This window comes from Sinorhizobium arboris LMG 14919 (assembly GCF_000427465.1).
GTDB classification, from domain to species: Bacteria; Pseudomonadota; Alphaproteobacteria; order Rhizobiales; family Rhizobiaceae; genus Sinorhizobium; species Sinorhizobium arboris.
This window is the reverse complement of the sequence record NZ_ATYB01000008.1, coordinates 226,274-252,439: the sequence shown is the minus strand read 5'-3', so window position 1 is coordinate 252,439 and position 26,166 is coordinate 226,274. Positions and strand designations below refer to the sequence as shown.

The 26,166-nt window shown below is 60.6% G+C and carries 23 protein-coding genes; 10 read left to right on the top strand and 13 right to left on the bottom strand.

The window, feature by feature from the left end:
- Positions 1-55 precede the first annotated feature (55 nt).
- A complete protein-coding gene (locus SINAR_RS1000000136405) occupies positions 56-3,049 on the top strand; it encodes an AsmA family protein (protein WP_027997465.1) in 2,994 nt (997 codons plus the stop codon).
- A gap of 50 nt (positions 3,050-3,099) precedes the next feature.
- Here SINAR_RS1000000136405 and SINAR_RS0101890 read toward each other — a convergent pair whose 3' ends face one another.
- The 5 genes from SINAR_RS0101890 to SINAR_RS0101865 form a co-directional block, all read right to left on the bottom strand.
- The gene (locus SINAR_RS0101890; RefSeq protein ID WP_027997464.1) at positions 3,100-4,905 is read right to left on the bottom strand and encodes an ABC transporter ATP-binding protein; all 1,806 of its coding nucleotides are present in this window, start codon (positions 4,903-4,905) and stop codon (positions 3,100-3,102) included.
- Between the two features lie 210 nt (positions 4,906-5,115).
- A complete protein-coding gene (locus tag SINAR_RS1000000137635) occupies positions 5,116-5,445 on the bottom strand; it encodes a polysaccharide pyruvyl transferase family protein (protein ID WP_272913679.1) in 330 nt (109 codons plus the stop codon).
- Positions 5,446-6,425: 980 nt separating this feature from the next.
- Positions 6,426-6,722 (bottom strand): hypothetical protein, encoded by a 297-nt coding sequence (locus SINAR_RS1000000134940; protein WP_167333576.1) that lies wholly within the window; start codon positions 6,720-6,722, stop codon positions 6,426-6,428.
- 89 nt (positions 6,723-6,811) lie between these two features.
- Positions 6,812-8,836: an acyltransferase family protein gene (locus SINAR_RS0101870; RefSeq protein WP_027997461.1), complete on the bottom strand. Its 2,025-nt coding sequence runs from the start codon at positions 8,834-8,836 to the stop codon at positions 6,812-6,814.
- A 103-nt stretch (positions 8,837-8,939) separates the two neighbouring features.
- On the bottom strand, positions 8,940-9,929 hold the full coding sequence (locus SINAR_RS0101865; protein WP_027997460.1) for a KpsF/GutQ family sugar-phosphate isomerase: 990 nt from the start codon (positions 9,927-9,929) through the stop codon (positions 8,940-8,942).
- A 277-nt stretch (positions 9,930-10,206) separates the two neighbouring features.
- Between SINAR_RS0101865 and SINAR_RS0101860 the strand changes: the two genes are divergently transcribed.
- Positions 10,207-10,944, top strand: a complete 738-nt coding sequence (locus SINAR_RS0101860) for a hypothetical protein (protein WP_027997459.1) — start codon at positions 10,207-10,209, stop codon at positions 10,942-10,944.
- Here SINAR_RS0101860 and SINAR_RS0101855 read toward each other — a convergent pair.
- Positions 10,920-12,416 (bottom strand): ArnT family glycosyltransferase, encoded by a 1,497-nt coding sequence (locus SINAR_RS0101855; RefSeq protein WP_027997458.1) that lies wholly within the window; start codon positions 12,414-12,416, stop codon positions 10,920-10,922. The two genes, SINAR_RS0101860 and SINAR_RS0101855, sit on opposite strands and share 25 nt — an antisense overlap.
- A 320-nt stretch (positions 12,417-12,736) precedes the next feature.
- Between SINAR_RS0101855 and SINAR_RS0101850 the strand changes: the two genes are divergently transcribed.
- The gene (locus SINAR_RS0101850) at positions 12,737-13,426 is read left to right on the top strand and encodes a glycosyltransferase family protein (protein WP_027997457.1); all 690 of its coding nucleotides are present in this window, start codon (positions 12,737-12,739) and stop codon (positions 13,424-13,426) included.
- A 125-nt stretch (positions 13,427-13,551) separates the two neighbouring features.
- Here SINAR_RS0101850 and SINAR_RS0101845 read toward each other — a convergent pair whose 3' ends face one another.
- From SINAR_RS0101845 to SINAR_RS1000000137630, 4 genes are all read right to left on the bottom strand, one after another.
- Positions 13,552-14,457 carry a glycosyl transferase gene (locus SINAR_RS0101845; protein ID WP_027997456.1) on the bottom strand — a complete coding sequence of 302 codons (906 nt, stop codon included), beginning with the start codon at positions 14,455-14,457 and terminating at the stop codon, positions 13,552-13,554.
- A 62-nt stretch (positions 14,458-14,519) separates the two neighbouring features.
- Positions 14,520-15,251 (bottom strand): hypothetical protein, encoded by a 732-nt coding sequence (locus tag SINAR_RS0101840; protein ID WP_027997455.1) that lies wholly within the window; start codon positions 15,249-15,251, stop codon positions 14,520-14,522.
- A 40-nt stretch (positions 15,252-15,291) separates the two neighbouring features.
- On the bottom strand, positions 15,292-16,122 hold the full coding sequence (locus SINAR_RS0101835; protein WP_027997454.1) for a hypothetical protein: 831 nt from the start codon (positions 16,120-16,122) through the stop codon (positions 15,292-15,294).
- A gap of 2 nt (positions 16,123-16,124) precedes the next feature.
- A complete protein-coding gene (locus SINAR_RS1000000137630; protein ID WP_234710577.1) occupies positions 16,125-16,427 on the bottom strand; it encodes a hypothetical protein in 303 nt (100 codons plus the stop codon).
- On the opposite strand from SINAR_RS1000000137630, the gene SINAR_RS0101830 reads away from it, so the two are divergent.
- Together SINAR_RS0101830 and SINAR_RS0101825 are read left to right on the top strand one after the other, a co-directional pair.
- On the top strand, positions 16,308-17,177 hold the full coding sequence (locus tag SINAR_RS0101830; protein WP_234710572.1) for a glycosyltransferase family 92 protein: 870 nt from the start codon (positions 16,308-16,310) through the stop codon (positions 17,175-17,177). The genes SINAR_RS1000000137630 and SINAR_RS0101830 overlap by 120 nt on opposite strands.
- A gap of 56 nt (positions 17,178-17,233) precedes the next feature.
- Complete coding sequence (locus SINAR_RS0101825) at positions 17,234-18,205, top strand: mitochondrial fission ELM1 family protein (protein WP_027997452.1); 972 nt, start codon at positions 17,234-17,236, stop codon at positions 18,203-18,205.
- A gap of 21 nt (positions 18,206-18,226) precedes the next feature.
- Here the strand turns inward: SINAR_RS0101825 and SINAR_RS0101820 are convergent, their stop codons facing one another.
- Complete coding sequence (locus tag SINAR_RS0101820) at positions 18,227-19,072, bottom strand: hypothetical protein (RefSeq protein ID WP_027997451.1); 846 nt, start codon at positions 19,070-19,072, stop codon at positions 18,227-18,229.
- A 350-nt stretch (positions 19,073-19,422) separates the two neighbouring features.
- Between SINAR_RS0101820 and SINAR_RS0101815 the strand changes: the two genes are divergently transcribed.
- Positions 19,423-19,803, top strand: a complete 381-nt coding sequence (locus tag SINAR_RS0101815) for a YbaN family protein (protein WP_027997450.1) — start codon at positions 19,423-19,425, stop codon at positions 19,801-19,803.
- Positions 19,804-19,836: 33 nt separating this feature from the next.
- On the opposite strand, the gene SINAR_RS1000000138140 is transcribed toward SINAR_RS0101815, so the two are convergent.
- Entirely contained in the window at positions 19,837-19,968 is a 132-nt protein-coding gene (locus SINAR_RS1000000138140; protein WP_027997449.1) for a hypothetical protein, read from the bottom strand.
- A 90-nt stretch (positions 19,969-20,058) separates the two neighbouring features.
- Entirely contained in the window at positions 20,059-21,345 is a 1,287-nt protein-coding gene (locus SINAR_RS0101805) for an ABC transporter substrate-binding protein (RefSeq protein WP_027997448.1), read from the bottom strand.
- A gap of 149 nt (positions 21,346-21,494) precedes the next feature.
- Here SINAR_RS0101805 and SINAR_RS0101800 point away from each other — a divergent pair, with 149 nt between their 5' ends.
- Genes SINAR_RS0101800 through SINAR_RS01000000132945 form a run of 4 tightly spaced genes read left to right on the top strand, consistent with a single transcriptional unit; the run spans position 21,495 to position 26,141 of the window.
- Entirely contained in the window at positions 21,495-22,520 is a 1,026-nt protein-coding gene (locus SINAR_RS0101800) for a LacI family DNA-binding transcriptional regulator (RefSeq protein ID WP_027997447.1), read from the top strand.
- The gene (locus tag SINAR_RS0101795) at positions 22,517-24,370 is read left to right on the top strand and encodes a DUF2264 domain-containing protein (RefSeq protein WP_027997446.1); all 1,854 of its coding nucleotides are present in this window, start codon (positions 22,517-22,519) and stop codon (positions 24,368-24,370) included. The genes SINAR_RS0101800 and SINAR_RS0101795 overlap by 4 nt, the downstream gene beginning before the upstream one ends.
- Positions 24,367-25,377, top strand: a complete 1,011-nt coding sequence (locus SINAR_RS0101790) for a hydroxyacid dehydrogenase (protein WP_027997445.1) — start codon at positions 24,367-24,369, stop codon at positions 25,375-25,377. Before SINAR_RS0101795 ends, SINAR_RS0101790 begins: the two co-directional genes overlap by 4 nt.
- Positions 25,374-26,141 (top strand): sugar phosphate isomerase/epimerase family protein, encoded by a 768-nt coding sequence (locus SINAR_RS01000000132945; protein ID WP_150824007.1) that lies wholly within the window; start codon positions 25,374-25,376, stop codon positions 26,139-26,141. The genes SINAR_RS0101790 and SINAR_RS01000000132945 overlap by 4 nt, the downstream gene beginning before the upstream one ends.
- Positions 26,142-26,166 lie beyond the last annotated feature (25 nt).

The window sequence follows — 26,166 nt, the reverse complement described above, 5'->3', positions numbered from 1 at the left end:
CACCCATTCTGGAAAACGATAGCGAATCAACAGCTTTCACAACCAGGAGAATGCGATGCGGCGCTTCTTTCTTTGTCTTCTGGGCGTAGCCGCGCTCGCGGTCGCTGCAATTGCCATTTTGCCGAGCCTGATTTCCAGCGACTGGATGCGGGCCGAACTCGGCAGGCAATTATCCGCCGCGACGGGCAGTTCGATCGCGCTCAACGGTTCCGTGAAACTCTCGGCATTTCCGTATCTCGCCGTTGTGGCTGAAGACGTGACGCTCTCGGCCGAAACAGAGGGAGTGACGGCGGAGTTCGCGGAGGTTGCAGGCTCGGTGGCCCTTTCCTCGCTCTGGTCGGACCGACTGCACATCAAGCAGATCGCGCTCAACCGCCCCGTCATCATCCTTGACGAGAAAGCGCCGGACGACGCGACGCCCACGCCCGGCGGCGGCGCTCAGACCGGTTCCGGCGACCCGCTTCCCGCCCTTGTCGCTTTCCTTGAGCGAAGCGCAATCGAGTCGGTCGCGATCACCTCCGGCACGTTGATACGGCGAAGCGCCGCAAGTCCCGAGGAGGTCGTTTCCGACATCGAGCTCACGCTCACGGCCCCCGATATCGATGACGAGTTCTCTCTTTCCGCGTCCGCCCGCATGGGAGAGCGGAGCTACGGGACGAGCTTCACCATCTCCACCTTGCGGTCGCTGCTCGAACGCCAGCCCGCCGACGTCACCCTGACCGTGAAAGCGGACCCCGCTCCCGCGCCGGGCCTGGCCAACGTTGAGGCAAGCGGACAGGTCACCCTGAACACGAATGGCAGCTACCAGATCCGTGGCGGCCAAGTGGAAGCCGGCGAACAGGCCTTCGGCCTGAACGCGCTCTTCGTCCCTGGAGAACGTGCGCGCTTTCTTGTCGACCTCGAAGCCGAGCGGCTCGACCTGACGCCGTTCATGGACGCCTCTCCAGCGTCGTCGCAGTCCAAAGCGCCGGCAGCGGACACGGCCAAACGGGCGAATTTGCAGTTCCTGGCCGGCTTCGATGCCGATATGAGCATCAACGCGGCCTCTTTGGTCCTTGGGGAAATTTCCGTATCGGACGTTTCCGTTTCGGCGACGCTCACGGACGGAAAGCTGACGGCCGAGCTCGGGCATCTGGGGATCGATGCCGGAAGCGTCGCCGCCAACGTCGCCACGGACGTCCGGGCCGACGATCCGGTCTTCCGGGGCCGGATCACCAGCCAGGGCCTCGATATAGCCAAGCTTTCCGCCCTCGCCGGCCAACCCGCACCGCTTTCGGGAGCATTGACGGCCGATGCCGGCTTTGCCTTTCGCGGTCTCGACGCGGAGACCATCAGAAAGACGGTCGATCTGGCGGGAACGATCGGCCTTCGCGATGCGGCCTATACGCTGCCCGGCATTGCCGATGAGACGATGCGCGAAGTGAAAGCGAAGAAGATCACGGCCAAGATTGAAGGCCTCGCGAAGCCGGTGCGCGTGGCCGGCCGCCTGGACTGGCGCAGGAAGCCGGTCGACGTCGACCTGCAGATCCCCGCCGCCGAGACATTTCTCGCCGGCAGCTTCGCCTCCGGGGCGGTCCCGCTCAAGCTTCAGGTGAAAATGCCCGACGCGAGCCTGTCGCTCGACGGCAGCGCTGCGCTTTCGGGCAGATATGCGGGAAAGCTCGCTTTTTCCACCGCCGACCTTTCCGCTTTCCTTGCCGGTCTCGGTCAGAGCGGCGCTGAGAGCATCGGCCCGCTGGCGTTCCGCGGCAATGTCGATGCAGGCGCGACGGGCGTTTCCTTCGAAAATGCGTCCTTGTCCGTCAATGGTATCGAAGGCGCGGGCAGCGGCTCCGTCGAATTCGCGATGCCGCTGAAGATTTCGACCTCTCTGGACTTCGACGAACTGGACCTTGCGCGCCTGGCCGGAACGAAATCCCCTGTGCCGCATGCGAAGGCGAAGCGGGCTGAGCCCGCCGACGCGCCGCTGGATCTTTCCGCGCTCCGCTCGATCGATGCGACCATCAAGGTCAATGCCAAAAAGCTCGGCTACGGCAAGGTCTTTGCCGGACCGGTCGCCACCAGTCTCGTCGTCTCCGATGGCGTCGCAAGCCTGACGCTGCCCGAAAGCCCATTCTACGGCGGCCATATCGTCGCGAATCTCAGGGCCGACGGCTCCCGGTCCGAGCCCTCGATTGCCCTGAAGACCTCCATCTCCGGGGCATCGGCTGCGCCGCTGCTCAAGGACATGGCGGACTTCAAACATCTCGAGGGCACATTGAAAGCCGAGTTCGACGTGACCGGTGCGGGCGGAACGACCAGGACGCTTGCGAAGTCGCTTCAAGGTACCGCCAATGCAGGATTTTCGGATGGAGCCATCCGCGGTATCGACATCGCAAACGTCTACAACAATCTCGTGCGGCTGATGTCGTCAGGCTTCAAACAGGACGACAGCAAAGCCACCACCTTCACCGAGCTTGCGGCGTCGTTCGCCATCGAAGGCGGCGTTGCGCGCACCGAGGACCTCAGGCTTGTCGGCCCGCTGGTCCGCATGACAGGGAAAGGTGCGGCAGACCTCGCGGAGAGCACTTTGAACTTCCGGCTCGAGCCCCGCCTGGTCGCTTCTCTCCAGGGCCAGGGCGCCGAAATCTCCACCGACGGCATCGGCGTCCCCGTCGTGGTCGAAGGCAGCTTCGCCGCCCCCCGCATCTATCCTGATCTTTCGGACCTGCTGAAGAATCCCGGTGCCGCATTGGCAAAGCTCAGGGATTTCGGACTGCCGGTCGACAAGCTGCCGATCGGCGACCTGATTAACGGGGCCGGATCGGGCGGCTCCGTCAAGGATCTGCTCGGCGGCACCCTGGACAAGGTGCTCAAGCAGAAAGGACAGCAGCTTTCGATCGAGGAAATCATCGGTGGCGATGCGGCGTCCGAGCCCGGCCAAATGCCTGCGAACGCGGAACCCGCCGCAGCCGACGGGGCCGCCGAGCAGCCGGCGAACGGCGGAGAGGAACCCGGGGACGAGGCCGATAATCCGATGGAGAGCCTTTTCAAGAAGTTCCTCCGGTAGACGAACCCATGACGCGGCGTTTCATCGTTCCGGCCCGACAGTGAAAAGCCCTAAGTGGCATCGGCCCCCACGGACAGTTCCAAGGCGCTCCCTTGCAGATTGTGGAGGCGGGCGTAGAGACCGCCCGGACGGCGCGCAAGCTCCTCGTGGGTGCCCTCTTCGACGACCATGCCATCCTTCATGACGACGATCTTGTCCGCATTGACGACGGTGGAGAGCCGGTGGGCGATGACGATGACGGTGCGGCCGCTCATCGCCTGATCCAGCGCCTTCTGGACGGCCGCTTCCGACTCCGTGTCGAGCGCCGATGTCGCCTCGTCCAGAAGCAGGACGGGCGCGTTGCGGACGAGTGCGCGCGCAATCGACAGACGCTGACGCTGGCCGCCGGAAAGGGTCATCCCCTGTTCGCCGACGGGCGTATCGTAGCCCTGCGGCTGCGCCAGGATGAAATCATGGGCATGGGCAAGCCGCGCCGCTTCCTCGACTTCCGCATCCGTCGCTTCCGGCCGGCCGTAGCGGATATTGTCGCGAATGGTACCTTCGAAGAGATAGGGCTGCTGCGAGACATAGGCGAGACCGGCACGGAGCGACTGCTTGGTGACGCCGGCGATATTCTGGCCATCGATCAGGATCTCGCCGGACCGTGGATCGTAGAATCGCGGAATGAGGCTGATGATGGTCGACTTGCCGGCGCCGGACGGGCCGACGAGCGCCGTGGTCTTGCCGCCCTCCGCGCGGAAGCTGACCCCTTTGAGGATTTCCTCGCCATTGCCGTAGGAGAAGCGCACGTCGCGAAACTCGACGGTCGCTTCGCTGAAGGTCAGCTCCGTCGCGCCCGGCAGATCCCGCTGATGCGGCACCGTATCGAGTATTTCGTAAAGCATCCGTGCGTTGACGGCGGCGCGCTCGAGCGAAACCTGCAGGCGCGCCAAGCGCCGCGCCGGGTCATACGCCAACAGCAGCGCGGTGACGAAGGCGAAAAAGGCTCCCGGTGGAATATTGTAGTAGATCGTGCGGAAGGCGGCATAGGCGAGGACGCTTGAGATCGCCAGTCCGGCGAAGGTATCGGTCATCGGCGCGGTTCGCTCGCTGAGCCGCGCGATGCGGTTGGCGCGGTTCTCGGCGTGATCGATGATCGCCTCGACCTTGCGCCGCAGCTCGTTCTCCATCGTGAAGGCCTTGACGATGGGGATGCCCTGGACGGTCTCCTGCATGGCGCCGACAACCCGGCTGTTGGCTTCCAACGCCTCGCGCGTCGCCAGGCGCAGGCGCCTCGCTATGTAGCGAAGGCCGAGGAGCAACGGCGGCGCGACGAGGAAGATGATGAGTGAAAGCACCCAGTCCTTGCTGAACATGACCGCAACCAGGCCGATCAGTGTCAGCAGGTCGCGGGCGACCGACGTGACCGTCATGTTGAGCACGTCGCGAATGCCGCCGATATTCTGGTTGATCTTTGCGAGAAGCCGCGCAGAGCGTTGCTCGTGGAAATAGCTGACGCTGAGCGCCATCAGGTGCGCGTAAAGGCGGCGCTTATAGGTCGCGACGATGCTGTTGCCGATCTTGGAAAAGGCGACAGCTTGCCCGTAGGTCGCAAGTCCCCTCAACACGAACGTCGCGAACAGTGCCACGCAGATGACGAGAACGATATCCGCGCGCCGGTTGGCAAAGGCCTCGTTGACGACCGCCTCCATGATCCAGGCGGTGAAGCCGGTCGTCGCGGCCACCACGACGAGACATGCGATGGCAAAAGCATAGCCCCGGATGTGGTCGCGGCCGTTTTCGGCGATGACGCGCCTGAGGATTCCCTTGACCGTTTCGGAATCGACTGCGCGCTGTGTTCGATCGTCGACGTTCAATACGCCCGTCCCTGCACCTCCGATGGTGCGCCGCCGTCCGCCGACGCTACCCGTGGCTCTATAGAGGTTTGCCGGCGTCTTGGCGAGTCTTTGCGGTGAATGGTCTCACCTTCTGCAGCAGCGTCCCTCAACGGCAACACCAATGCCGGTTGATGCCTGAGAAAAGGCAGGAATTGCCGTTTCGGATATCCCCAAATCCTGCGCGTGACATCACGCAAGGCTCGCGATGTCATCGAACATGGCCTTCGCGTCTCGCCTCGCCTTCTGCACATAGTCTCTGACGGCAAATTCGTCGGCTTCCTTCCAATCGTCTATCAACCGGAATGTGGCAGACGGGTCGTCGGTCAGGAAGCGTGCAATCCCCGCGTCAGTCAGCAGGCCCTTCATTTTCGACGTGTTCGAAGACATCGCAGCAAAGGGCGTGCCTGACAACATGGACATGCATGCCGCATGGAAGCGTCCGGCCACAACGCCTCTCGAACTCGCTATCAGCGAGAGGATCTGTGTCGACGAAAGGGGTTCGCTCAACTGGCGGATCATTTTCATGCGTCTGAGCATGTGCCGCCTGAAGAGGGACTTGCGCAAGGCTCTCAACGCTGAGCTCTGCCTTCGCTGAGGCGGAGGAGGAGGCGCCCCGGCCACCCGTCCCGTCTTCATGAACACGAATTCCGGCGGTTGGGCGCCCTCCATAAAGGGATTGTTCGGTTCCGATGTATCGAGATGAAGAAAGGACACGTCATCCCGTGTTAGCGCTGCCTCCAAGGCGCGTCGTCCGACATCCCGGTTTGCATTGTCGGTCACGACTATCGTCGAAACCTTAGGGGTCTCGCGGAAGGGGTCCATGACATCGCTCGACAGCGTGAGATCCGGCACGACTTCAACTTTCAGACTGGCCCGTCGCGCTTCATAAGCGCTTATCGACTCCCTCACATAGATCCTGTCAAAAGCCCGGCACGCCGTTGCGACCTCCGGGTCGTTACGTTCGTATACGCTGTTTATGAGGACGCTCGGGACGCCGGCATCTCGGCAAAATGGTCCCACGGCAGCGAGAGCCTTCGCCTGCCTTGTGGCATCGTGAAGCGTCCCCTCGCCATTGACGATGACAATATCCGCGGCCCGCATGGCCGCTATGAGATTTTCATGGTCACGCCAGTCGGTATGCACCGACGAGGACGCCGCAACTCGGATGCCCGCCGATGTCGCCAGCCGGACAATTTGGCTGACAACGACCCGACATCCCAGATGGGCCTTTGTGGATGTGTCATTGATAAGAACCGCAGTCTTCAAGCGCTTCTTCCTCGGCAGCAGAGCCCTCGAAATGCCAAGCCTGCAGGGATCCGCGCGACCTTTGATAAAGCTTCCGCTCGAGCGAACACATGCAGCGGTTGACGAGTGCAGCGGCAGGCAGCGTCAGCATTTGCAATCACACTGGGGAGTGGCAGAGACCGGATGACGGATGGGCAGCCGCCGAACCGGAAGAGAACCTGCTCAACCGCCTCAAGGTGATTTGAGCACGCTCCCTAGCGCCATTGACGATAGTGCGAGGCCGATAATGGCCTTCCCTCAATCGGTGAAATCGTGGTCGTACGACCATTGACTGCCCAGCTTAGAATTGCATCCGCCTCCGCATGCATCCTTGCTCTGATCTCGGCCTGTTCGACTTCACTGGAAATGCATTGAAGCGGTACGCGTTCAAGTGCGCTCAGTACGTCCTGCTTCAGATCAGCACCGGGATCGTCCCTGACTCTTCTGGTTGCAAGGACTTTCACCAGAAATTCGAGGGTCGCGACCCGCAGTCGGTCATCTTCGATATGCAAACTTCCGTCCCCCGGTGATTGCACTCTGCCTGGAGACTAGCAGCAGCGCTCGTCGCTTGCAATTCAGTCTTAAGACCTCGGTCGGAGTTTCACAGATCGACACTCTCTTGCATTTTATCAAGCACGGGACGGAAGAGTGCTGAGAGGCTTTCCGCACCTTTTGCCGACAGGTGATCTCCATCCTTGTAGAGAACGGTACCCTCTCGAATGGCATGACACCTGGAAGCGTCGCAGATTGCGCTCATCGGATCGACCACCAAAGCTCCGCTGGATCTGGCCGCGTCCGCCAGAACGCGCCTGGCCAGAGCCTGCCGCGTATTCGTGTATTCGAGAGAAGGCGCTATATCGAGCGAGCGTCCGGACGCAGCCGCTCGTGCGAGGGCCTCGGGAACGTCATATCCCATCTCCGGCACATCCATCACCAAGATTGCCTTCGTTCCCTGCCGCGCGAACTTGGTCAAAGTCGCGTCAAGTCCCTTCCTGACCGGAGCGGACCAATCTGCCCGGGAGGGTACGACGCGGGGGTCAAAAAAGATGCCCTGACCCGGAAGCTCTTCCCGGTGGACATACTTGGGCCAATAGCCAACCATGAAAACAAAGGCGAATTTTCTCTTCTCGATTAGCGCCATCACCGCGGAATTGTGATCTGCGCACCTCTTGACCGCCGCCGGACTCCCGTAATCCGTATCCGGCAGAGGCGGGCACGATCCGCGCCCGACGAACACGCCCGATAACCCCATTTGACGAGCCGCGACATCAATCGCAGGAGCGATGGCAGCGGCATGAGAATCTCCCCACACGAGGAACTGCGGCTCGCCTGCAGTCTCGACTCCGACCCCACAAAGATCCCCTCTCCTTATCTGAGCCGGGGTCAGACCTTCGCCGTTCGAATCGGTGAAACACCGCTCCGAAGAGAAATGGCTCTCATCATAGGTGGCCTGGTAAAGCGTTCTCGCGTTTTCGGGCAACCTTTGGGGAATGCCTTGCAGAGCATTGACGATGCCGCCGAAGGCGACTGCGGAAGCAATGGCAGCGCTGCTCACGCCGATAATCGCGACGCGCGAGGATGCCAGGCTGCCATAACGCGCAGGCTGCTCGACGAACTTCCATGAAATGTAAGCCAGCGCGAAGGACATCGCCACGGCCGTCAGCGCCCACCCGGTTGTGAGTTCGTGGCCAAGGCCATAGCGCAGGAACACAATTACGGGCCAATGCCAGAGGTAGAGGGAATAGGAGATGCGCCCGATGAAGACAGAAGCGGGATTGCTCAGCAGGCGCCCGATCGCCCCGCCTCGACAATGCGCGTGGATCACAAGGGCCGTACCGAGACAGGGCACGGCGGCATAGATACCGGGAAAGGGCGTATCGGGAGAATAGACGAAAACGGCGAGGAAAATCGCCAGCAGTCCAAGGGCCGCCAATGCCTGTGACCCGCCGAAGCCATATGTCGAGCGCGGAGCAAGGGCAACAAGGACTCCGATCAGCAACTCCCAAACGCGAAAATGCAGCAGATAGAATGCCTTTTCCGGAGCGTGCACGGTCCCCCACATACTTGCCCCGAAGGACAAGAGCGCCACCGCCGACACGATTGCGAGAATGTGCCTGCGTGCGTATTTGAAGCCAAGGAAAGCCGCGAGCGGAAAAAGCAGGTAAAACTGCTCTTCCACGGACAGAGACCAGGTATGAAGCAATGGCTTCATCTCCGAGGAGAGATCGAAATAACCGCTCTCGCTACGGAACAGAATGTTCGAAGTGAACAGGGCAGCGGCCTGTACGCTGTCACCGAAATACCGAAACTCCTGCGGCATGAACAAAAACCATGCCGCAGCGGTCGAAACGGCGATCATCGAGAACAGAGCCGGGAAGATGCGTCGCATCCGCCTGACGTAGAATGCCCAAAAGCTGAAGCTGCCGCGCTCCAGGTCAGCGAGGATGATCCTCGCCATGAAAAACCCGGACAAAACAAAAAAGACGTCGACCCCGACGAATCCGCCCGAGAACGGGCTGAAGCCGGCATGAAAGAGGAGCACCGGCAAGATCGCCACGGCGCGCAAACCGTCCAGGTCCGGGCGGTATTCGAAGTTCTGTTGAGTTACTGCCAAGCTGCTCCCCATTTCCACGACGGACTGCCTAAAGCCGATATTCGAGTCCAAAGCATCGAACGTTGCACTCGGAGACCGACTCGTCAGTCATCTTCGAGGCGGCACCGGAATATCTTCAGGCGACTCCGGCACGCAAAAGATCATGGACGTGCAGGATGCCCGACGGCCGGCGCAAATCATCAACCAGAAACAGCACCGTGATCTTCTGCGATTGCATCATTTCCATTGCGGCGCTGGCCAGCATGCCGCCCGTAATGACGCGCGGCGTATGCGACATCACGGTCTCGACCGTGAGGAGCAAAAGATTCTCTGACATGTGGCGCCGCAAGTCCCCATCGGTGATGACACCGACAAGTTCACCGGCGCTGCCAACGACGCCGACGACCCCGAAACCCTTCGAGGACATCTGGATGACCGCTTCGCTCATGGGGCTGCCGATCGGCAAAAGCGGCACAGCCTCGCCCGAATGGGCGAGCTCATGGGCAAGCAGCAACTGCGAACCGAGCTTGCCGCCCGGATGAAACGTCTTGAAGTCCTCGGCCGAAAACCCCCTGCGCTCAAGCAATGCAATTGCGAGAGCATCCCCCACCGCCAACTGCAGCATCGCAGACGTGGTCGGGGCCAGACCATGAGGGCATGCCTCCGGCACTTTCGGCAGGACGAGCGGGATCGTCGAGTTGCGAGCGATTGTGCTGCCCGCATTCGACGTGACGGAAATAACCGGAACGTCGAAGCGCTTGGCGTAAGTAAGGACGTTCCCGAGTTCGACCGTCTCACCGGACCATGAAAGCAGGATAAGCAGATCCTGCGCGGTGATCATGCCGAGATCGCCGTGACTTGCCTCCGTCGGATGAACGAAGTAGGCGGATGTACCGGTAGAGGCAAGCGTCGCGGCGATCTTGCGCCCGATGTGCCCGCTCTTGCCGACACCCGCGACAACCACCCGGCCACGCTTGGAGGCGACGAGTTCGATGGCGTCGACGAAACGACGGCGAAAGGCCGCGTCATCCTCAAGACAGGCCGCCAGCGCATTGATCCCGTCGGCGGCGGTGGCGATCGTACGACTGATCGACGCCAGTATTGCGTCACTTACAAACACGTTCATTTCTTGACTGCCCGTCATTATCGACGACCGGTTCTCAAGGCGTCGCTTACCATTGAAGTCTTCGAAATCAAATCAAGATGGCTAAATTGTGCGATTTGCGAGTATTTCCACGCTTACTGAAGCGTGACAACAGAAGTATTGAGATATTGCAATACCGGTTCACCCCTTCCGGTCGAAGCCCCGGCGGCGAATGGACAGGCAGCCTGGCTTGTGCGAGACATAACATGTCAGTTCTTTAAGTGAATCTCGCCTGCCCACCCGGTCAATGGAATTCGCGATGACGATTGAACCTGAAGCGCTTGAAAAACTGCGGGAAAAGCACCGCCGTTGGCTCTCGCGACTCGGCATTCTCGATAAGCCGTGGCTGATTCTCGGTTCCGCGCCCTCTCCGACGATTCCGCCGGACCTGATTGGATATTGCGCGCGCGTCGACGTCAATAACGCAGGCAAGACGGCCAATGCATTGGGCCTCCCGCCCGCTGATTTGACGTTTCGAAAGCGGAAGAAATCGTGGGAAGAGCATCCCCACGTAAGGACGCGAGGTCTTCTATGGCTTCATACGAAGCCTATCTGGGTGATGTATCTGAAACTTCTGGCAATGCCGCACGTGCGGTACAAGAGCCTGATGCGTGCCACCAAAGACGAGCGCGAGGCGATCGTCGACATCGTCAGTGGCGGGCTTCCCTCCGATATTGGAGAAGTCGGCAAGGTGACCAACGGAGTTGCCGCCCTGTGCTATGCACTTTTCATGGGCGTGCCGTCCGTGACCCTTGCGGGCTTCTCGGTCACCAAAATGGGACATTCCTACGACGACAAGGGGAAAACCCGGCGGCAGATTGCCGAGGACACTTACGTTCTGACCCAATTGAGAGATCGGGGCAATGTCTTCACGACCGAGTCGGAACTCTCCGAGCATATCGGCCTGCCTTTCGTTCGTGACAAAGGCGACATCGCCGGCAAGCCGGGCACCCCGATCGGCCCGGATCGGCGTCAGCGGACGTCCGCCCAGACATAGGCAAAAGCGTATACGTCGCCCGGGCGTCCGGCGTTGTAAGGAACCGAGACGATCGTCGGCCTCGCGTCGGCAATTGTCACGGGCATGAGCTGCAGCAGAGCCGAAATGCGAGGGGGAATCTCTTCTCGCCCCTTCCGTTCTTCTGCCGGCCAGGCCGCCAAAATCCGTCCTGCCTGAAGACGTCGTTCTGGTTCCGGAGAAAACCCCGTCAGAATGATCGGGGTGCCGGGAAACTGTACTCTGAGGTTACCTGCCACGATTCTGTCGTCGGCCACTATGGCTACCGGGGGCGGACCGGGCTGAGCGCGCACAACCCGGGCAAATGCGTTATAGGGCGTATGTGCGAAGGAATAGTCGCCGATCATAGGGCCGACGAATACCCTTGCCCAAAGCATCACGATCACGCCGACGGAGAGGACGCCCGCGACAGAAAGAAGTGCAGGCAGGCGCCTGGCAGAGTCCAGACCGGCGGCGTCGATTTTCAGCATCAGATAGAGTGGAAGAAGCGCAGTAAACAGCGCCAGCCATTTCGCACGGATATGGGTCGCATCCATTGCAACGACGATAAGCGCTATCATCAGGAAGCAGGCGAGAATCATCCTGCCGACGACCCTCGTCCATAGGCTCTCGGCGCGAAGGATTTTCCCGAGATCCGCGTAGAAGAGCAATCCGAAGACGGCAAGGGTCAGCGCGACGCCTTTGAGGCTCGCAACCGCAAGCGAAACAAGCCCTTGGATTGCGTGCGGCAGCAGCGCGCTGTCCGCCCCCTCCTTCATTTCAGCGACAGTGACACCGGTCGCATGTCCGAGATTATTGACGACCCAGTAGGCATGGGGTGCCACGATCACCGCGCAAACGGCAACTGAAGCGAGCACACGCCAGTCGAACAGATGTTTGCGCAGCTTTGCTTCCGGCAGAATGGCGAGCAGTGCCGCCGCGGGGAGGATAACGAAGTTGTACTTCGAAAGTGCCCCGAGCCCCACGGCAACGCCGACAAGCAGATAAGGGCCAAGGCTGGGCGGGTTCTTCAGGGCGCGGAAAAAGCCGTAAAGGAAAAGCGACACCGCAAAAAGCGCGGCGACGGTGTGGGACAAATCGCGCTGCGCCAGAAGGAAAACCGGTGGCAGCGTCAGCACGCCCAGCACCGCCACGGCCGGAGCGTGCCGGCTGCTGGAGAGGACACCTGCAGTGAGTCCGTAGAACAGGAGGAAGAGGAACAGAAGAACGTTTTTTACGATGGTGAGCGACGCGACCGAGATTCCAAACAGCGCCACGACCCCATATTGAAGCCAATTATAGAAGGGCGGCTGGGCTCCGTATCCGAGCAGCAGATATTGTGAGAGCAGGGCTTGCTCGGATTCGTCGATCTCGAGCGAGTCCGGGCGCAGAATCTTCAGGGCGATGCTGAGCAGGCAATAGCCGGCAATCAGAACGTATAAGAGATCCGGTCTTCGAACCAGGAGACTGCGCATTTCTATCCCCAACGTCGTCGCCCGTATCGGTCGCGATAGCGCGGGCCAGCGACAAGCTACTAGGCGAAGTTCGAGGAAATTGCCAGACGCCCGATTGAGGTCCACGAGCAACCAGCCGCATCGTTCGCTTCATCACGAGGACGAGACGATGCGACAGGAAAGCGGTTGATGCCGGCGAGAGAACGTTATCCGTCGCACAAGGCTTCACGGCGTCGCCTTTTTTGTTTACACCTGAAAACCGCTTATACGCAAATAAGTGATTTTGAGTCGTTTCGCCGCTTGCCAAGCACGCTTGAAGCCTACCTGTCACCGGAGGTTTAATGACGGAAAGTGCTCATATTTACATCGGCTTCGACAGCAAGGAAGTCGTCGCCTATCATGTTCTTTGCCAAAGTATTCTGGAAAAGAGCTCCATCCCGGTCACGTTCACGCCGATATCCTTGAACAACGTCGACAGGATTTTTACGCGCGAGCGGAATCCTCTCCAATCCACAGAGTTTTCCTTTTCTCGGTTCCTCGTGCCTTATCTGAGCCGCTACGAGGGTTGGTCCCTTTTCGTCGACTGCGACATGCTGATGCGGACTGATATCGCGCAGTTGTGGGAACTGAGAGACGATCGCTACGCAGCGATGTGCGTAAAACACGACTACGTTCCGAAAGTCGAAACGAAGTTCCTGGGCCAGGTCCAGACCAAGTACGAAAAGAAGAACTGGTCGAGCGTGATCCTGTTCAACAACGCCAAGTGCCGCAAGCTTGATTTGGATTACGTCAATACGGCTACCGGGCTCGAGTTGCATCAGTTCAAATGGCTGGATTCCGACGATCTCATCGGCGAACTGCCCGCGAGCTGGAACTGGCTCGTAAACGAGTACGAATATTCGCCGGATGCAAAGCTTGTCCATTTCACCGATGGCGGGCCTTACTTCGATGAATATAAGAACGATGACTACGCCGAGGAATGGTTCGCCGCGCGTGATCGTGTCCTTCATGTAACGCAGCGCTCGGCTTAATCGCTCGACACCCTAAGCGATTTTCATCGGGGCGGCGGCAATCACCGGACCGCCTTCCGCCCCGATGCGGTGCTGCGATACGGCTTCAGCGCTTTAACGTCAGCCAACGCCATCCCAGCCAAGCGTCACTCGGCTTTGGCAAAGGTGGCGTCGTAGCCAAACCCCATCCCGACAAGGGCCGAGACAGGCGAGTGGTTAACGACCTCGATGCCGCTCTCGGCGGCTATGCTGCGAGCCATGACCAGATGGTCGACGATCCGCCTTTGGGCTGCGACGATTCCCGAATAGGCCTTATCGGTTGTTTCGTAATACCTCGGTTCATCGGCGTTACTGAGATCGATCCCCACGAAGCCGATCGAGCGGGGCCTCCAGGCGACGGCAAACTGTGCGGCGGAAACCGCGACCGAGCCTGCCTGGAAAATGCCGGCAAAGGGGTCCTCGGAAAAGCCGACGTCGCCGTCCTCGCTCAGCCGCACATACGGCAGCTTGCGCAGTTCAGCGGTGTCCCGACGTGCCACCCCGTACGGCTTTCGCACGTTATCGATCAATACGACCGGCCTGTCTCGCAGCCATGTGCCGTCCAACTCGCAGATCGCCCTTATGACGCTCACGGACAGAAGACAGACGCATCCGGCAGGAATCCGCTTCACGAGATCGAAGTGCCTCCATATGAACCGTTCGTCTTCGATTGCGATCGCCAGAGGCTTTGCCACCACGCTGGGGAAGAGGTGCAACGCGCCGTTCAAGAGAAGGCATGAAGACCTGTCTGCGCGCGTCAGATCGCATCGGGCGACAGAGGGGCCGGAGCCGACGATAAGTACGTTCGACGGCATTTCTTCCACGGCGCGCGATGGGCTCGTGAGACGTCCTACCGACTCGCCTCGATACCGGATCATGCCGTCTCGATCAGCGGTTGCAAGTTCGAGCTTGAGGCCGGGAAACCAGTCCTGAACATGGGCCCTGGAACGGCCCAGGAGGAGGCGAACGGCGATCTTGATGAAGGAACGTGAAAACGGACGATTTGAAATCATTGATTTCTCTAACGCAGGCGTTGAGCGGACAAAACGACGGCACGGAACAAATATTCAAAGTACTAGCGGCTTGAACCGCTCCACAACGGAATGCCCAGTTCTTCCGAAACCGGCGGATCCGCCGTGAAGATGGGGCGACCCTCGCTAATCAGCTTGGAAACGAGGACTTTGTCCATTTGAACATGAAAACGCTTCAAGCCCGTTGAATTGTAGACGTGACCGCTTGAGTTCGGATTTATTCCCGTGACGATGACGGCGGGCGCTCCGTTGTAGAGGGCAAAAAGGACCGCGTTCATACCGTTCGAGCATTTGGAATCGGCGTCCATCTCGAGGGAACGCAAGTCGGCAACCCGATCCAGCAACGCCATCCGCTCATATCGATCGACGATTTCCAGCCGGTCGTATCTATAGTCGAACGCCCGCAACCCTTCCTCCAGGCGCGCGCGATCGTCCTTGCGCCAGAGAAATACGTAGAGCGTCCCTGTGCGCTGCCCTTTCAGCACACGCCTGACCTCGATCGCGTTCGCAGTGGTTCCTTCGACCTGATTGAACATCATCATGGTAATGTCCGGCGCATCAACGCCCCACTTGCCGATGACCGATTGCGAGCCGTTCACGGTAATGATCCTGAAGCTCTCGTCCAATCCGGCCGGCCTGTTGGAGATAGGCGCGGACCCTACAACGACGACGGGGCCATTGAATCGAAAGGGTGCGGCCGGCGGATCCGGCCGCGTGATGCGGTACTTCAGATTCCGGTATATGCGCTTACGGGCGTCGGAGATCCATGATCCCATTTGTCCTCACCAGAATTCGATATCAGGAATTTCGATGCTGCTATGCTTTGGTTTTCTTCAGAAACTTCGGCCTCAGCCCACGTAAGAATTCGTCAATGGACCGAAATGCGCCTGTCAGGGAAATCAGCTTGTCGACCTGCGCGTCGGTCTGGCTCAGACGCGATGACAGGACTTCTGCGATCGTCGAAGAGATTTCGGCAGCGGGCAGCTCCGGGAACCGTGAGGCAAGCGATGCGTAACTGTTTGTCGCAATACCGCCATGCATCGTCAGCTTGCCCGCTCTTGCGAAGAGGCGCAGAAAGACCTGCTCGAACGTCCAGTCGTGGACAGCGACCACCCGCCACTTCTCGCTGCGCTTTGCCGAGAACCCTGCGAGGATGATTTTGGCCGGGAGCGCCTGATCGACCAGCCACAGAGCCATGGCGAAGCCGCTCGTGGGGACTTTGGCCTCTGGGTAAAAGTCAGCGCAGAAGCCGGTCAAATCCAAATGCCCCGTGGGCGTTCCCAAGTAGTCGGAGCTTGTGTTCAACGTCTCGTTCGCCGCCAGGCGAATGTTCATTATGCCCAGGAACTCCTGCGGCGCGAACAGCTTGACGACGTCAGCGACCTCTTGCCGGTAAACGATGTTGGCGCCCCGTGGCTGAGCGCGTGAAATCAGCAGGGAGTGGCCGGAAAATTGTTTATCAAGAACCTTGTAGACCCTATTGAAGAATACGAAGACGGCCGTGTGCGGGTATTCGGCCTGAAGTTCCTTGACGTCAACCTGGTCGCTGTTAGCCACGAGGATCACGTGTGAAAACTTGGAAAACAGAGAACGCCATTGCTCGGGCGTTGCCAAATTCTGCGTTGCTCCGGAAGCGGGGAAGTCCATGCTTACTCATCCCAACTTGGCGTGCTTTGACCGCGCGGCCTCTCAGTGTTGCCGAAGCCCGGATTCCAAGTTCGGCTATCCCCTTCTATAAAGACGATGTATTCGAAGTAAACGCCGATCTTGTCCACCATGGGGTGTAAATGTTCAAAATAAACCCTAAAACACACCTTACGAGAGAACTTGCGATCACACCTCCGCCAGGCGACCCCAGCCGACACGGCATCGCGATCGTCGCCTGCGTCAAAAACGAAGCCAGCTACATCGAGGAATGGGTGCGATTCCACCGCGCCGTGGGTGTTCGCCATTTCTGTCTCTACGATGACGGCTCGACCGACGGGACGTTCGATATTCTGCAGAGGGTGTTAGCCAGCCAGGAACTGACCGTCGTACCCTGGAGAATGCGTATGCGGGACGAAAGGAGTGGTGAATTCCTGAACGGGCAGACGATCGCTTTCGCCCATGCGATTCTGAATTTCGGCAGCCGTTACGAGCGTATGGCCTTCATCGACGTCGACGAGTTTCTCCTTCCGAAAAAGGGGCGAACGTTAGAGGAGGCCTTACGAGGCGCAGGTGACTTTCCCAACATTTCGTTGCCGTGGCACATGTTCGGCCATAGCGGCCACATCTCGCGACCGGCAGGGCCCGTTTGCCTCAACTATAAGATGCGAGTTTCCGATCCCATGCGGCAGAACCTCGATGCAAGCAACTTCAAATGCATCGTCGATCCGGTCGAAGTCACGAAAGTGAGCGTGCATCACTTCCAAACACGTTCCTACGGCGACAAGACCGCGAATGATGCGGGGGTGGTGGTGCCCAAGAAAAAGCGGAAGGCTGCCGAATTTTACTCCGCAGACTTCATTCAGCTCAATCACTATTACGCAAAATCGATCGAGGAGCTGAAGGAAAAGACCGAGAGGGGCTGGTCTTTCGACGGTTCCACCGAGAAATACCGGAACAAGGTCGCCACGACCATAGAGTATATCGAAGCGAACGTCATCGAAGACCGCAGCATGCTCGATTTTGTCGACAAGAACGGGATCGATCTCGGCCAGTAATTCTGCGCCAGCCAGGCACGGGCCGGAGAAAAGCAGCGTCACAACGGAGCTCGAATTTGCAAGACAGCAACGACGAAACGGTGGACACTCCCGGCACGAGCTGCGTGTGGGCCGTGGCCGAAAGCAAGGCGGGAACGCTTACCCAGTGCATTGGCGTTGGAAAACAGTTCCACCGGGAGCCGGTGGTTAAGTTGATAAGTCGGACACGCGGCCTGAGAAAACTGTTCGAACCCAGACTGTTCCGCACAAAGGAACAGCGTCCCGAACTCGTGATCTCCTGCGGTTTCCGCGCTGAACCGGCGGTTCTCGACATTAAAGCGGCCTATGGCGGCAAGCCTTTCGCCATCCACCTCCAACGCCCGCGCATCGAAGGATATGATCTCGTTTTCGTCTCTCGTCACGATTGGGTCGAGGAATTGGACCGGCGGCCGAACTATCATCCGATGGTCGGAGTACCGCATCAGATTACCTGGGCGCGGCTGGCGCCCCTCAGAGATGCTGCCCGTGCACGATTGTCGCCCGACGGACGCCCAATAGCCGCGGTCTTCGTCGGCGGCTCGAATGGCGCATATGTTTACGACGACAGAACCCACCAGAATATAAAAGACGCCATCGGGCAGTTGGCGAGAGATGGCTGGCGCATCGTCGCGTCGGTCTCACGCAGATCCGAAGACCACACTCAGCAGGCGCTGTCGACACTCGACGGCGAAAGTATCACTGTCTGGGACAGACGAAGCGAGAACCCCTATCTCGACTACATGGCCGCCGCCGACGCGTTCGTCATCGCAAAGGACTCGATCACAATGCCCTGCGAAGCCCTGGCGACGGGGAAGCCGGTCTTCACACTCGACTTAACCCCCGTCGTGGGTCCGCGGCTGGACAAGTTCGAGCGCTATCACCGGGATCTGCATGAAACCCTGCAGCTGACCCGGCCGTTCGAAGGAAAGATCGAACCATACAGCTACGAACCGCTCGATGAGACACGCCGCATCGCCTCGGTCATCCGTTCCCGGCTCAACCGCCCGTGAGACCCTAAGTGCGGCGCACGATCATTCGCGCCAATGCTCCGCCACCCAAGGCGTCGGACGGATATAGTGCCGCAAGTATTGCAGCGCGCCCTTATCCTTCCTTTGCTTCGCGTCGAAGACGCCCGCTATGTGTTTGAGTGCTGTCCTGTGGGGACGCTTGGTTCCATACCGGCCTTCTATCGCGTGCAGCGGTTGCAGACCGCGCGGAAAAATGACGACACGTGCCTCATGCGGCAGACTGGGCGCAAAGAAGTAATTGAGTGGAAATGGCCAGCGACAGTCCTGGCGAAAATGAAGAACCCATTTTCGTGGAAAGAACGTTATCCCCCCAGGCGCATTGCGGCTTACGAAGCGCTGCTCATACCGGTACTCGTCGGCGACGCCCTGTGGGTCGGAGCGGAACCTGTCCTGAAGCGGTGCGAGCTTCCCGACGGGAAAGCGGAAGAGGGACGTTTGCCCGAGACGCTCAAAGGGCGTGGTTTGGTTTCTCGCCAGAATTACGTCATCCGCCTCCCCTATTTCAAAGAAAACATCCAGCGATGACACGATCACCAGATCCAGGTCGAGAAACAGCACCGGGCCCTTCAGCTTTCCCAAGGCCGGCCCCCAGAGACGCGCCTTGGGCCATATGCCTCGCGTGTTGGTCGGCATGTTCTTGACGTCGAGCGGAGGCAAGTCTTCGCAAAGTATCGCGGGGTTCAGCCCTGCCCTGTTATCGGTAAAACACGTGAAGGTAAAAGGCGGCGTAATGTTGCGGGCAACCATCGCGTACAGCCTGTTAATAAAGGGCGCTCCATACTTTGTGCCCCAATTGATGCAGATGACTTGCTTCACGCCGCCACTTGCTGCCAAAACGCTTATGGTCATTTATTCCGTTCCTGATTACTGTACAGTCTTCGCAATCCTTGATCCTGCATCCGCTTGCAGGCGCGCCGACAACAGGCGCAGAGAGTGAATAAGCGCGAACATCGCATGACCCTATTACTTGTAACCCACGCATTCGCCAAGACGATGCCGCAGCATTCGCCAGTACATCAAATACATCCACGCTGAAGCGGCTAGCTGCCGCGCGCCTGATTCACTGCCGGAAAGCAATTCTTCCCATCAGCGCCGCGACCGGAGACGTGCGGTAGGCTATTGTCGCGAACTGTGCAGACTGAGGAAACACGCGATTGCTGCAAATGGACGGCCCTGATATCCGACGAAAGAGACGGCAGATGAACCTTTCCGCGCGCCTCGCGCTTCTCTGTCTTGCCTGGGTGATGGTCGGTCTTGCCGCAGCCGGAATCTTTCTCCCGCTGCTGCCGACCACACCCTTTCTGCTGCTGGCGGCGTGGCTGTTTTCGCGCTCCTCGCCGAGACTCGAGCAATGGCTGATGGGGCACGCCCTGTTCGGACCGCCATTGCGCGACTGGCGGGAGAACGGAGCAATAGCGCGCCGCACCAAAATGATAGCGATTTTCCTGATGAGCCTGGGCTTCGCCTATCTCTGGCTTGCGGTCGGGCCGCCGGTCGTCGGCTTGATTTCGGTTGCGGCGATCCTGATCACCTGCGCGATCTTCATCGCCTCGCGGCCGGAGCCGCCGGAGGAGAAGTGAACGTCCGGTGACACCCCCTCCGGCAGGTCCGTTCTATTCCCCCGACACGAAGCTCATCTGTGCCGCAGAGAGGTCGGGCGGGTCCCCGACTTCGTCCGCGACCAGGATCGACATGGCAAGGATGAAGACGGCAACGCCGAGGCCGGCCAACATTTCGACGTCCATCGCTCACTCCCGTATGCTCAAGGCGAGTAAACGCCATCGAACGCGGACGGGGCAATCCTAAGATTTAAGAGGAAGGCCATGTGTGACTGCTCAGCCGGCACGGACCGTAGCCTTGCCTTCCTCCACCAGCCGTGTCGCCGCGTCGTCGATCGATATGCGTTCGAATGCGAGTTCGTCGGCGATGGGTCGCAGGACGCGCTGATCGAACTCGGTCGATCCGAGCGGCGCCGGCGCCGGATAGCCGCCGACCTGATCCTTGAGGGCATTAATGTAGTTGACCGTTTCCGTCTCCGTCGGGTTGAGTGAGGGCAGGATCGCTTCGCGAACCTTCGGCGACATCGGCACGCCGCGCTCGACGCCGAGGATCTTGCCCGCCTCGATATCGTTGACGAAGAAGTTGATGAATTTCGCGGCCTCTTCGCCGTGTTCCGTCGACGCACCGATGCTCCAGATCAGCGCCGGGCGGTAATAATGGCCGGAGGGGCCGCCCTTCTCAGCGCGCGGCAGCATGCCGATACCGAGCTTGCTTTTCATGATGAGCTGATAGCCGACCATCTGGTTGGAATAGGCCATGCCCATCGCCGAGTAGCCGAGCGCCAGGCAATTGGTGTCGATCGTGTTCTGGTCGAGCGTTTGTATGTCGGCGCCGACGGTGCCGCCGCGCTTGCGCAGTTCCTCCCAATAGGCGTACCACTCCTTCGCCTCTTCGACGCCGAAGCCGAGCCCGGTATCGGTGTAAAGACTGCTGCCGCGCTGGCGGAGCCAGGCATCGAAGACATAGGCGTAGCGGGCTCCGTAGGGTCCGCCCCAGACGCTCTTCTTGCCGGCCGCCTTGGTCATCTCGACGGCGATGTCGGCATAGTCCGCCCAGGTCGTATCGACGCCCGGCGGCGTCATGCCGGCTTTGGCGAAAGCATCGGCATCGTAGAACAGCGCGAAGGAATTGAGACCGAGGCCGACACCCCAGAGCTTTCCGTCCACCGTCGTCAGCTTCAGCACGTCCTTGCCAAAGGCGCTAACGTCGAGCGCTGAAGAGATGAAGGGATCGAGCGCCATGCAGGCGCCGCGCTTGGAATAGTCCGATATCGTGCTCGGCTCGAGTTGGAAGATGTCGGCAATGGCGCGGCCGGCCATCTGCGTCGCAAGCTTCGTCCAATACCCGTCACCGCTCAGGCTCTCCCCGACGATGCCGATATCCGGGTTCTTCTCCTGAAAGAGCTTGGCGACCGCCAACGTCCGCTTCGAGCGGTCGTTCGATCCCCACCACATCGCGCGCAACTGCACGCTGTCGGCCGCAAGGCCCGAACGGGAACCGAGAGCGATACCTGTCGCCGCGCCGGCCGCGCCGACCATGAATCCGCGTCTGTTGAGTAGCATGCCAGTCCTCCCCTATCGCTGCCCTGCCCGGAGCTCTCCTCCAGCGCCTGCAGGGAACCAAGTTACGCAAGAGCTTATGCAAAAATCGGAGTTGTGCAATATATCTTTTGCCTATTGCAAATTTGCGTTGTTTGCGCAATGTTTGCACCATGATCGAAAGACCTTCCAGAAGACTCCGTCAAGCCGACATTGCTGCACATGCAGGCGTTTCCGTCTCCACCGTCTCACGGGTTCTCGCGAATGAGCCCGGCATCAGCGAGGATGTCCGGGCTCAGATCCTCAAGGTCGCCAATGACCTCGGCTATCCTCTCAAAACCGGTGCTGCGGCAGCCGTTCGCACACTGGCTTTGATCGCGAGCAACGGCGTCACGGGCAGCCTGAGCGCATTCTACCAGGGCATAGTCGAGGGCTTGCGCTCCGAGGCGGCCGAGCAGGGCATGTCTTTCGACATCCGCCTCATGAACGAGATGAAGGCGACGCCGCAAGCCGTTGGCGAACATATGCAATCGGTCGGGGCGCAAGGGCTTTTCCTGGTCGGCATAGATCCCTCCGAAGCGCTTGCCGAGTGGCTCCTGGAAAGCCGTACCCCCGTTGTCCTCGTCAACGGTGTCGATCCGCAATTGCGCTTCGACGGTGTCTCGCCGCCGAACTTCTTCGGTGCTTACGCAGCGACGCGGATGCTGCTGGACGCCGGCCACCGGCGTATCCTGCATCTGACCGGATCGCATAGGCATACGATCCGCGAGCGCGTGCGCGGCTTCGAAGCGGCCGTCGCCTCCGTGGGCGGCGATGCGCGTGTCATCCGATTGCCGTTCGCGAACAACTCCAGCGCCGAAGCCCATGCGGCAACGCTCGCCGCTCTTGCTGAGGACGGGCGTTTCACCGCGGCCTTCTGCATGAACGACTTCATCGCCGTGGGCGTTCTCGAGGCGGTGACCGAATTGGGCCGGCGGGTACCGGACGATTTCGCGATCATCGGTTTCGACGACCTGCCCTGCGCCGAAATGGCCAATCCGCGCCTTTCGACGATGCGTGTCGATCGCGCAGCGCTCGGCCGGGAAGCCGTCGGCATGATGCAGTTTCGCTTCCGCCATCCGGACGTTCCCGCCCGGCATATCTCTCACGCGGCCGTCCCGGTGGCCGGGGGCACAATCAGTGCGAAAGACAAGTCATGACCTATGACCCCGCCAGCGCCAACCCGCTTGCCGGAAATCCGCTCAAGACACGGAGCGACATGCAGCGCGCGCTGATCGATCTCTTCGATCCGCTGCTACCGCGTTTCTCTGCAGGAAACGCTCGGGTCCGTCTCGACGCCGCCGCTGCCCATTTCGACCGGTCCGCCGCCGATCTGGAGGGCTTTGCCCGGCCTCTCTGGGGGCTCGCTCCCTTTGCGGCCGGCGGCGGAGATTTTGCTCATTGGGGGCGCTATGCGGAAGGGATCGCCAACGGCACCGATCCTGAACACCCGGAATATTGGGGACGGGTGAACGGACGGGACCAGCGAATGGTCGAGCTTGCGGCCCTCGGCTTCGCGCTGGCGCTAGTGCCGGAGAAGCTTTGGGATCCCTTGAGCGGGCGTGAGAGGGAGAATCTGGTTTCTTATCTTCTCCATGCCCGCAAGTTCGACTACGCCGACAACAACTGGAAGTTCTTCCGCGTTCTCGTCGACATCGCCCTTGATCGTCTCGGTATCGGGCACGACCGCAGCCTGACGAAAGCCTATCTCGCCGAACTCGACGGTTTCTATATCGGGGACGGCTGGTATCGCGACGGCAATGTGCGGCGCGTCGACCACTACATCGCCTTTGCCATGCACTTCTACGGGCTGATCTATGCGCGCCTCGTCGAAGACGACCATGCGAAACGCTATCGCGAGCGAGCGGTCGCCTTCGCTGAGGATTTTCGCCACTGGTTCGCCGAGGACGGAGCGACTCTTCCCTTTGGCAGGAGCCTCACCTACCGCTTCGCCTGCGCCGGCTTCTGGGCGGCGCTGGCCTTTGCCGACCTCGAGGCGCTGCCCTGGGGCGAAATCAAGGGGCTCTGCCTTCGCCACCTCAGATGGTGGGCGGACAAGCCGATAGCGCATCGGGACGGCGTGCTCTCGATCGGATACGGCTATCCGAACCTCCTGATGTCGGAAAACTACAATTCGGCGGGCTCGCCCTATTGGGCCTTCAAGGCTTTCCTGCCGCTTGGCGTCGGCGAAAACCACCCGTTCTGGACGAGCGCGGAGGCCCCGCCTCGGCCACCGGCCGGGCCGGTCGCCCTTCGCCATCCTGGCATGGTCATGATGCCCGTCAAAGGAGACACGGTGGCGCTTTCCTCCGGCCAGGAAAACCGCCAGATGCGCTTCGGCCCGGAAAAATATGCGAAATTTGCCTACTCGGCGCGCTACGCTTTCAGCGTCGAGAGCGACGAACGGGGATTTGCCGGCGGCGCCTTCGACTCGATGCTGGCATTCAGCGACGACGGTCTTCATTACCGGGTGCGCGAGGCCAATGAGGAGGTTCGGCTTGCAGGCGACGTGCTGTTTTCCAGATGGTCGCCCTGGCCGGATGTGTTTGTCGAAACCTGGCTGATCCCTTTTTCGCCCTGGCATCTACGCCTGCACCGGATCACGACGCCGCGACCCCTGGAAACTGCCGAAGGTGGCTTCGCCATTCCCCGACGGGACTTCGAGACTGACACGCTCGCCGCAGAGGAAGGGATGGCGCATGCAATCGGGGCTGAGGATTTCAGCGGGATCCGCGATCTCGGTTCCACAGTTCCACGCGAAGGACTGGTCCAGAAAGCGCCGCCAAATACGAACCTGATCGCCGCAAAGACCCTGGTGCCGCAATTGCGGGCAAGTATTCCCTCCGGAACAACCATCTTCGCCTGCGCGGTGGTCGCGAGCCCCAACACGTCTGCCGTCGCCGAAGACTGGTCGAACCCGCCGGCGATGCCGGATATCGCGGCGCTCGATGCGCTCCGGGCGGAAGGCCCGACCGTCAGCGCGATGCAGGCCCCGGGACGAATGCCATGACCCTCCCGACCGTCGCCATTGCGATGCAGCCGGAAAGAACGCGCTACGTCTTTACGCCGGAGCTTTTATCGCGGCTCGGTGACGTCGCCCGGATCCTGGACCGACAGCCGATGACGGAGTTCGGCGATGAGCGGTCGCAGCGATTGCTGGGCGATGCGGAAATCCTGGTGACCGGCTGGGGCGCCCCGTTCATCGATGCTGCCGTCCTTGCCCGCGCGGCGCGCCTCCGCCTCATCGTCCATGCCGCCGGCACCATCAAGGGGCTCGTCGACGAGAGCGCCTTCGACGCGGGCATCAAGGTCAGCCATGCGGCGGAAGCCAATGCCGTGCCGGTCGCCGAGTTCACCCTCGCAGCCGTCATTTTTTCAGGCAAGCAGGTGTTCCGCTTCCGCGATATCTACGCCACCGACCGCGGACGCGAGCGCACACAGGTTCTTCAGGGGGAAGCGATCGGAAACTATCGCCGCACGGTCGGGATTGTCGGCGCATCGCGGATCGGGCGCCGCGTGATCGAATTGTTGCGCCTGCTCGACTATCGCCTGCTGCTTCATGATCCGCTGGTCGGCGAATCCGAAGCCTGCGCCCTCAAGGTAGAAAAGGTCGATCTCCAGACGCTGATGGCCCGCTCCGACATCGTCTCGCTGCACGCGCCGCTGCTGCCAGAGACCCGGCACATGATCGACGCCCGACAGCTCGCCCTCATGAAGGATGGCGCGACGCTGATAAACACGGCGCGGGGTGCCCTGGTGGATGAGGCGGCGCTCATCGAAAGACTGCAGTCGGGTGCGATCAATGCGGTGATCGATGTCACGCATCCCGAAATTCCGGAAAGAAGCTCGCCGCTTTACCGCATGCCGAACGTCTTTCTGACGCCGCATATTGCCGGCGCCATCGGTCTGGAGCGCACGCGGCTGGGAGAAATGGCCGTCGACGAGGTCGGCCGGTTCGTCCAGGGCAGACCGCTCCTGTTCGAGGTTTGCAAGCAGGACCTGGGGCGCATGGCATGAGCGCTTTCGAGCCGGGCCTCTGTACGGTCACCTTCCGCAAGCTCCCCGTGGCGGCAATCGTCGCTCTCGCATTGGAGGCGCGGTTCGCCGCGATCGAATGGGCGGGAGATGCCCATGTTCCCCCCGGCGATGCCTCTGCTGCCCGCGCTGTCGGGCGTCTGTGCGAAAGCACGGGTCTGAAGACCTCCTACGGCTCGTATGTCGCGCCGCCGGCCGACGATCTTTCCGCGTTCGAACCTGCACTGAAGACGACTCTCGCGCTTGGTGCCTCCAACATGCGCATCTGGCCCGGCACCCGCCAGCGCGATTCGAGGGACTACAGCGCCGACGAACGGCGCGCCACGGCGGATGCGATCCGCGACATGGGCGCGGAAGCCGCCCGGCACGGCGTCACGGTGTCGCTCGAATACCACCCGCAATCCCTCACGGACGAGACCCGGTCGGCACTCCGCCTTATCGAGGCGGTCGCGCACCCGAATGTCTACCTCTACTGGCAGCCTCGACCCGGTCTCCCGCTTGACGACGCACTCGCGGAGGTTGCTCGGATTGGCGAGCATGTCTCCCATGTCCATGTCTTCGCCTGGGATCGCGCCCGCAACCGCTTCCCCCTGGCGTCCGCTGCCGACTACTGGCAAACGGTTCTGGCCGCCATGCCGCCACCCCGTTGGACCGGCCGTCGTTTTGCCATGCTGGAGTTCGTGGCGCGAGACGATCCGGAGGCGTTTCTCGAGGATGCGGCGACGCTGCGGCAAATTCTGGACTGAACCTGGAGCTTCCGCCTGACGCCTC

What these genes read in the sequence shown, in the direction of transcription:
- SINAR_RS0101800 (WP_027997447.1), top strand. Translation starts at nt 21,495, where the DNA reads ATGATCGAAAGACCTTCCAGAAGACTCCGTCAAGCCGACATTGCTGCA.
- SINAR_RS1000000137630 (WP_234710577.1), bottom strand. Translation starts at nt 16,427, where the DNA reads ATGGCGAACACCCACGGCGCGGTGGAATCGCACCCATTCCTCGATGTA.
- SINAR_RS0101790 (WP_027997445.1), top strand. Translation starts at nt 24,367, where the DNA reads ATGACCCTCCCGACCGTCGCCATTGCGATGCAGCCGGAAAGAACGCGC.
- SINAR_RS0101820 (WP_027997451.1), bottom strand. Translation starts at nt 19,072, where the DNA reads ATGACCATAAGCGTTTTGGCAGCAAGTGGCGGCGTGAAGCAAGTCATC.
- SINAR_RS0101870 (WP_027997461.1), bottom strand. Translation starts at nt 8,836, where the DNA reads ATGGGGAGCAGCTTGGCAGTAACTCAACAGAACTTCGAATACCGCCCG.
- SINAR_RS1000000138140 (WP_027997449.1), bottom strand. Translation starts at nt 19,968, where the DNA reads ATGGACGTCGAAATGTTGGCCGGCCTCGGCGTTGCCGTCTTCATCCTT.
- SINAR_RS0101850 (WP_027997457.1), top strand. Translation starts at nt 12,737, where the DNA reads ATGACGGAAAGTGCTCATATTTACATCGGCTTCGACAGCAAGGAAGTC.
- SINAR_RS0101865 (WP_027997460.1), bottom strand. Translation starts at nt 9,929, where the DNA reads ATGAACGTGTTTGTAAGTGACGCAATACTGGCGTCGATCAGTCGTACG.
- SINAR_RS01000000132945 (WP_150824007.1), top strand. Translation starts at nt 25,374, where the DNA reads ATGAGCGCTTTCGAGCCGGGCCTCTGTACGGTCACCTTCCGCAAGCTC.
- SINAR_RS1000000136405 (WP_027997465.1), top strand. Translation starts at nt 56, where the DNA reads ATGCGGCGCTTCTTTCTTTGTCTTCTGGGCGTAGCCGCGCTCGCGGTC.
- SINAR_RS1000000137635 (WP_272913679.1), bottom strand. Translation starts at nt 5,445, where the DNA reads ATGATCCGCCAGTTGAGCGAACCCCTTTCGTCGACACAGATCCTCTCG.
- SINAR_RS0101805 (WP_027997448.1), bottom strand. Translation starts at nt 21,345, where the DNA reads ATGCTACTCAACAGACGCGGATTCATGGTCGGCGCGGCCGGCGCGGCG.
- SINAR_RS0101855 (WP_027997458.1), bottom strand. Translation starts at nt 12,416, where the DNA reads ATGCGCAGTCTCCTGGTTCGAAGACCGGATCTCTTATACGTTCTGATT.
- SINAR_RS0101845 (WP_027997456.1), bottom strand. Translation starts at nt 14,457, where the DNA reads ATGATTTCAAATCGTCCGTTTTCACGTTCCTTCATCAAGATCGCCGTT.
- SINAR_RS0101815 (WP_027997450.1), top strand. Translation starts at nt 19,423, where the DNA reads ATGAACCTTTCCGCGCGCCTCGCGCTTCTCTGTCTTGCCTGGGTGATG.
- SINAR_RS0101835 (WP_027997454.1), bottom strand. Translation starts at nt 16,122, where the DNA reads ATGGACTTCCCCGCTTCCGGAGCAACGCAGAATTTGGCAACGCCCGAG.
- SINAR_RS0101840 (WP_027997455.1), bottom strand. Translation starts at nt 15,251, where the DNA reads ATGGGATCATGGATCTCCGACGCCCGTAAGCGCATATACCGGAATCTG.
- SINAR_RS0101860 (WP_027997459.1), top strand. Translation starts at nt 10,207, where the DNA reads ATGACGATTGAACCTGAAGCGCTTGAAAAACTGCGGGAAAAGCACCGC.
- SINAR_RS0101795 (WP_027997446.1), top strand. Translation starts at nt 22,517, where the DNA reads ATGACCTATGACCCCGCCAGCGCCAACCCGCTTGCCGGAAATCCGCTC.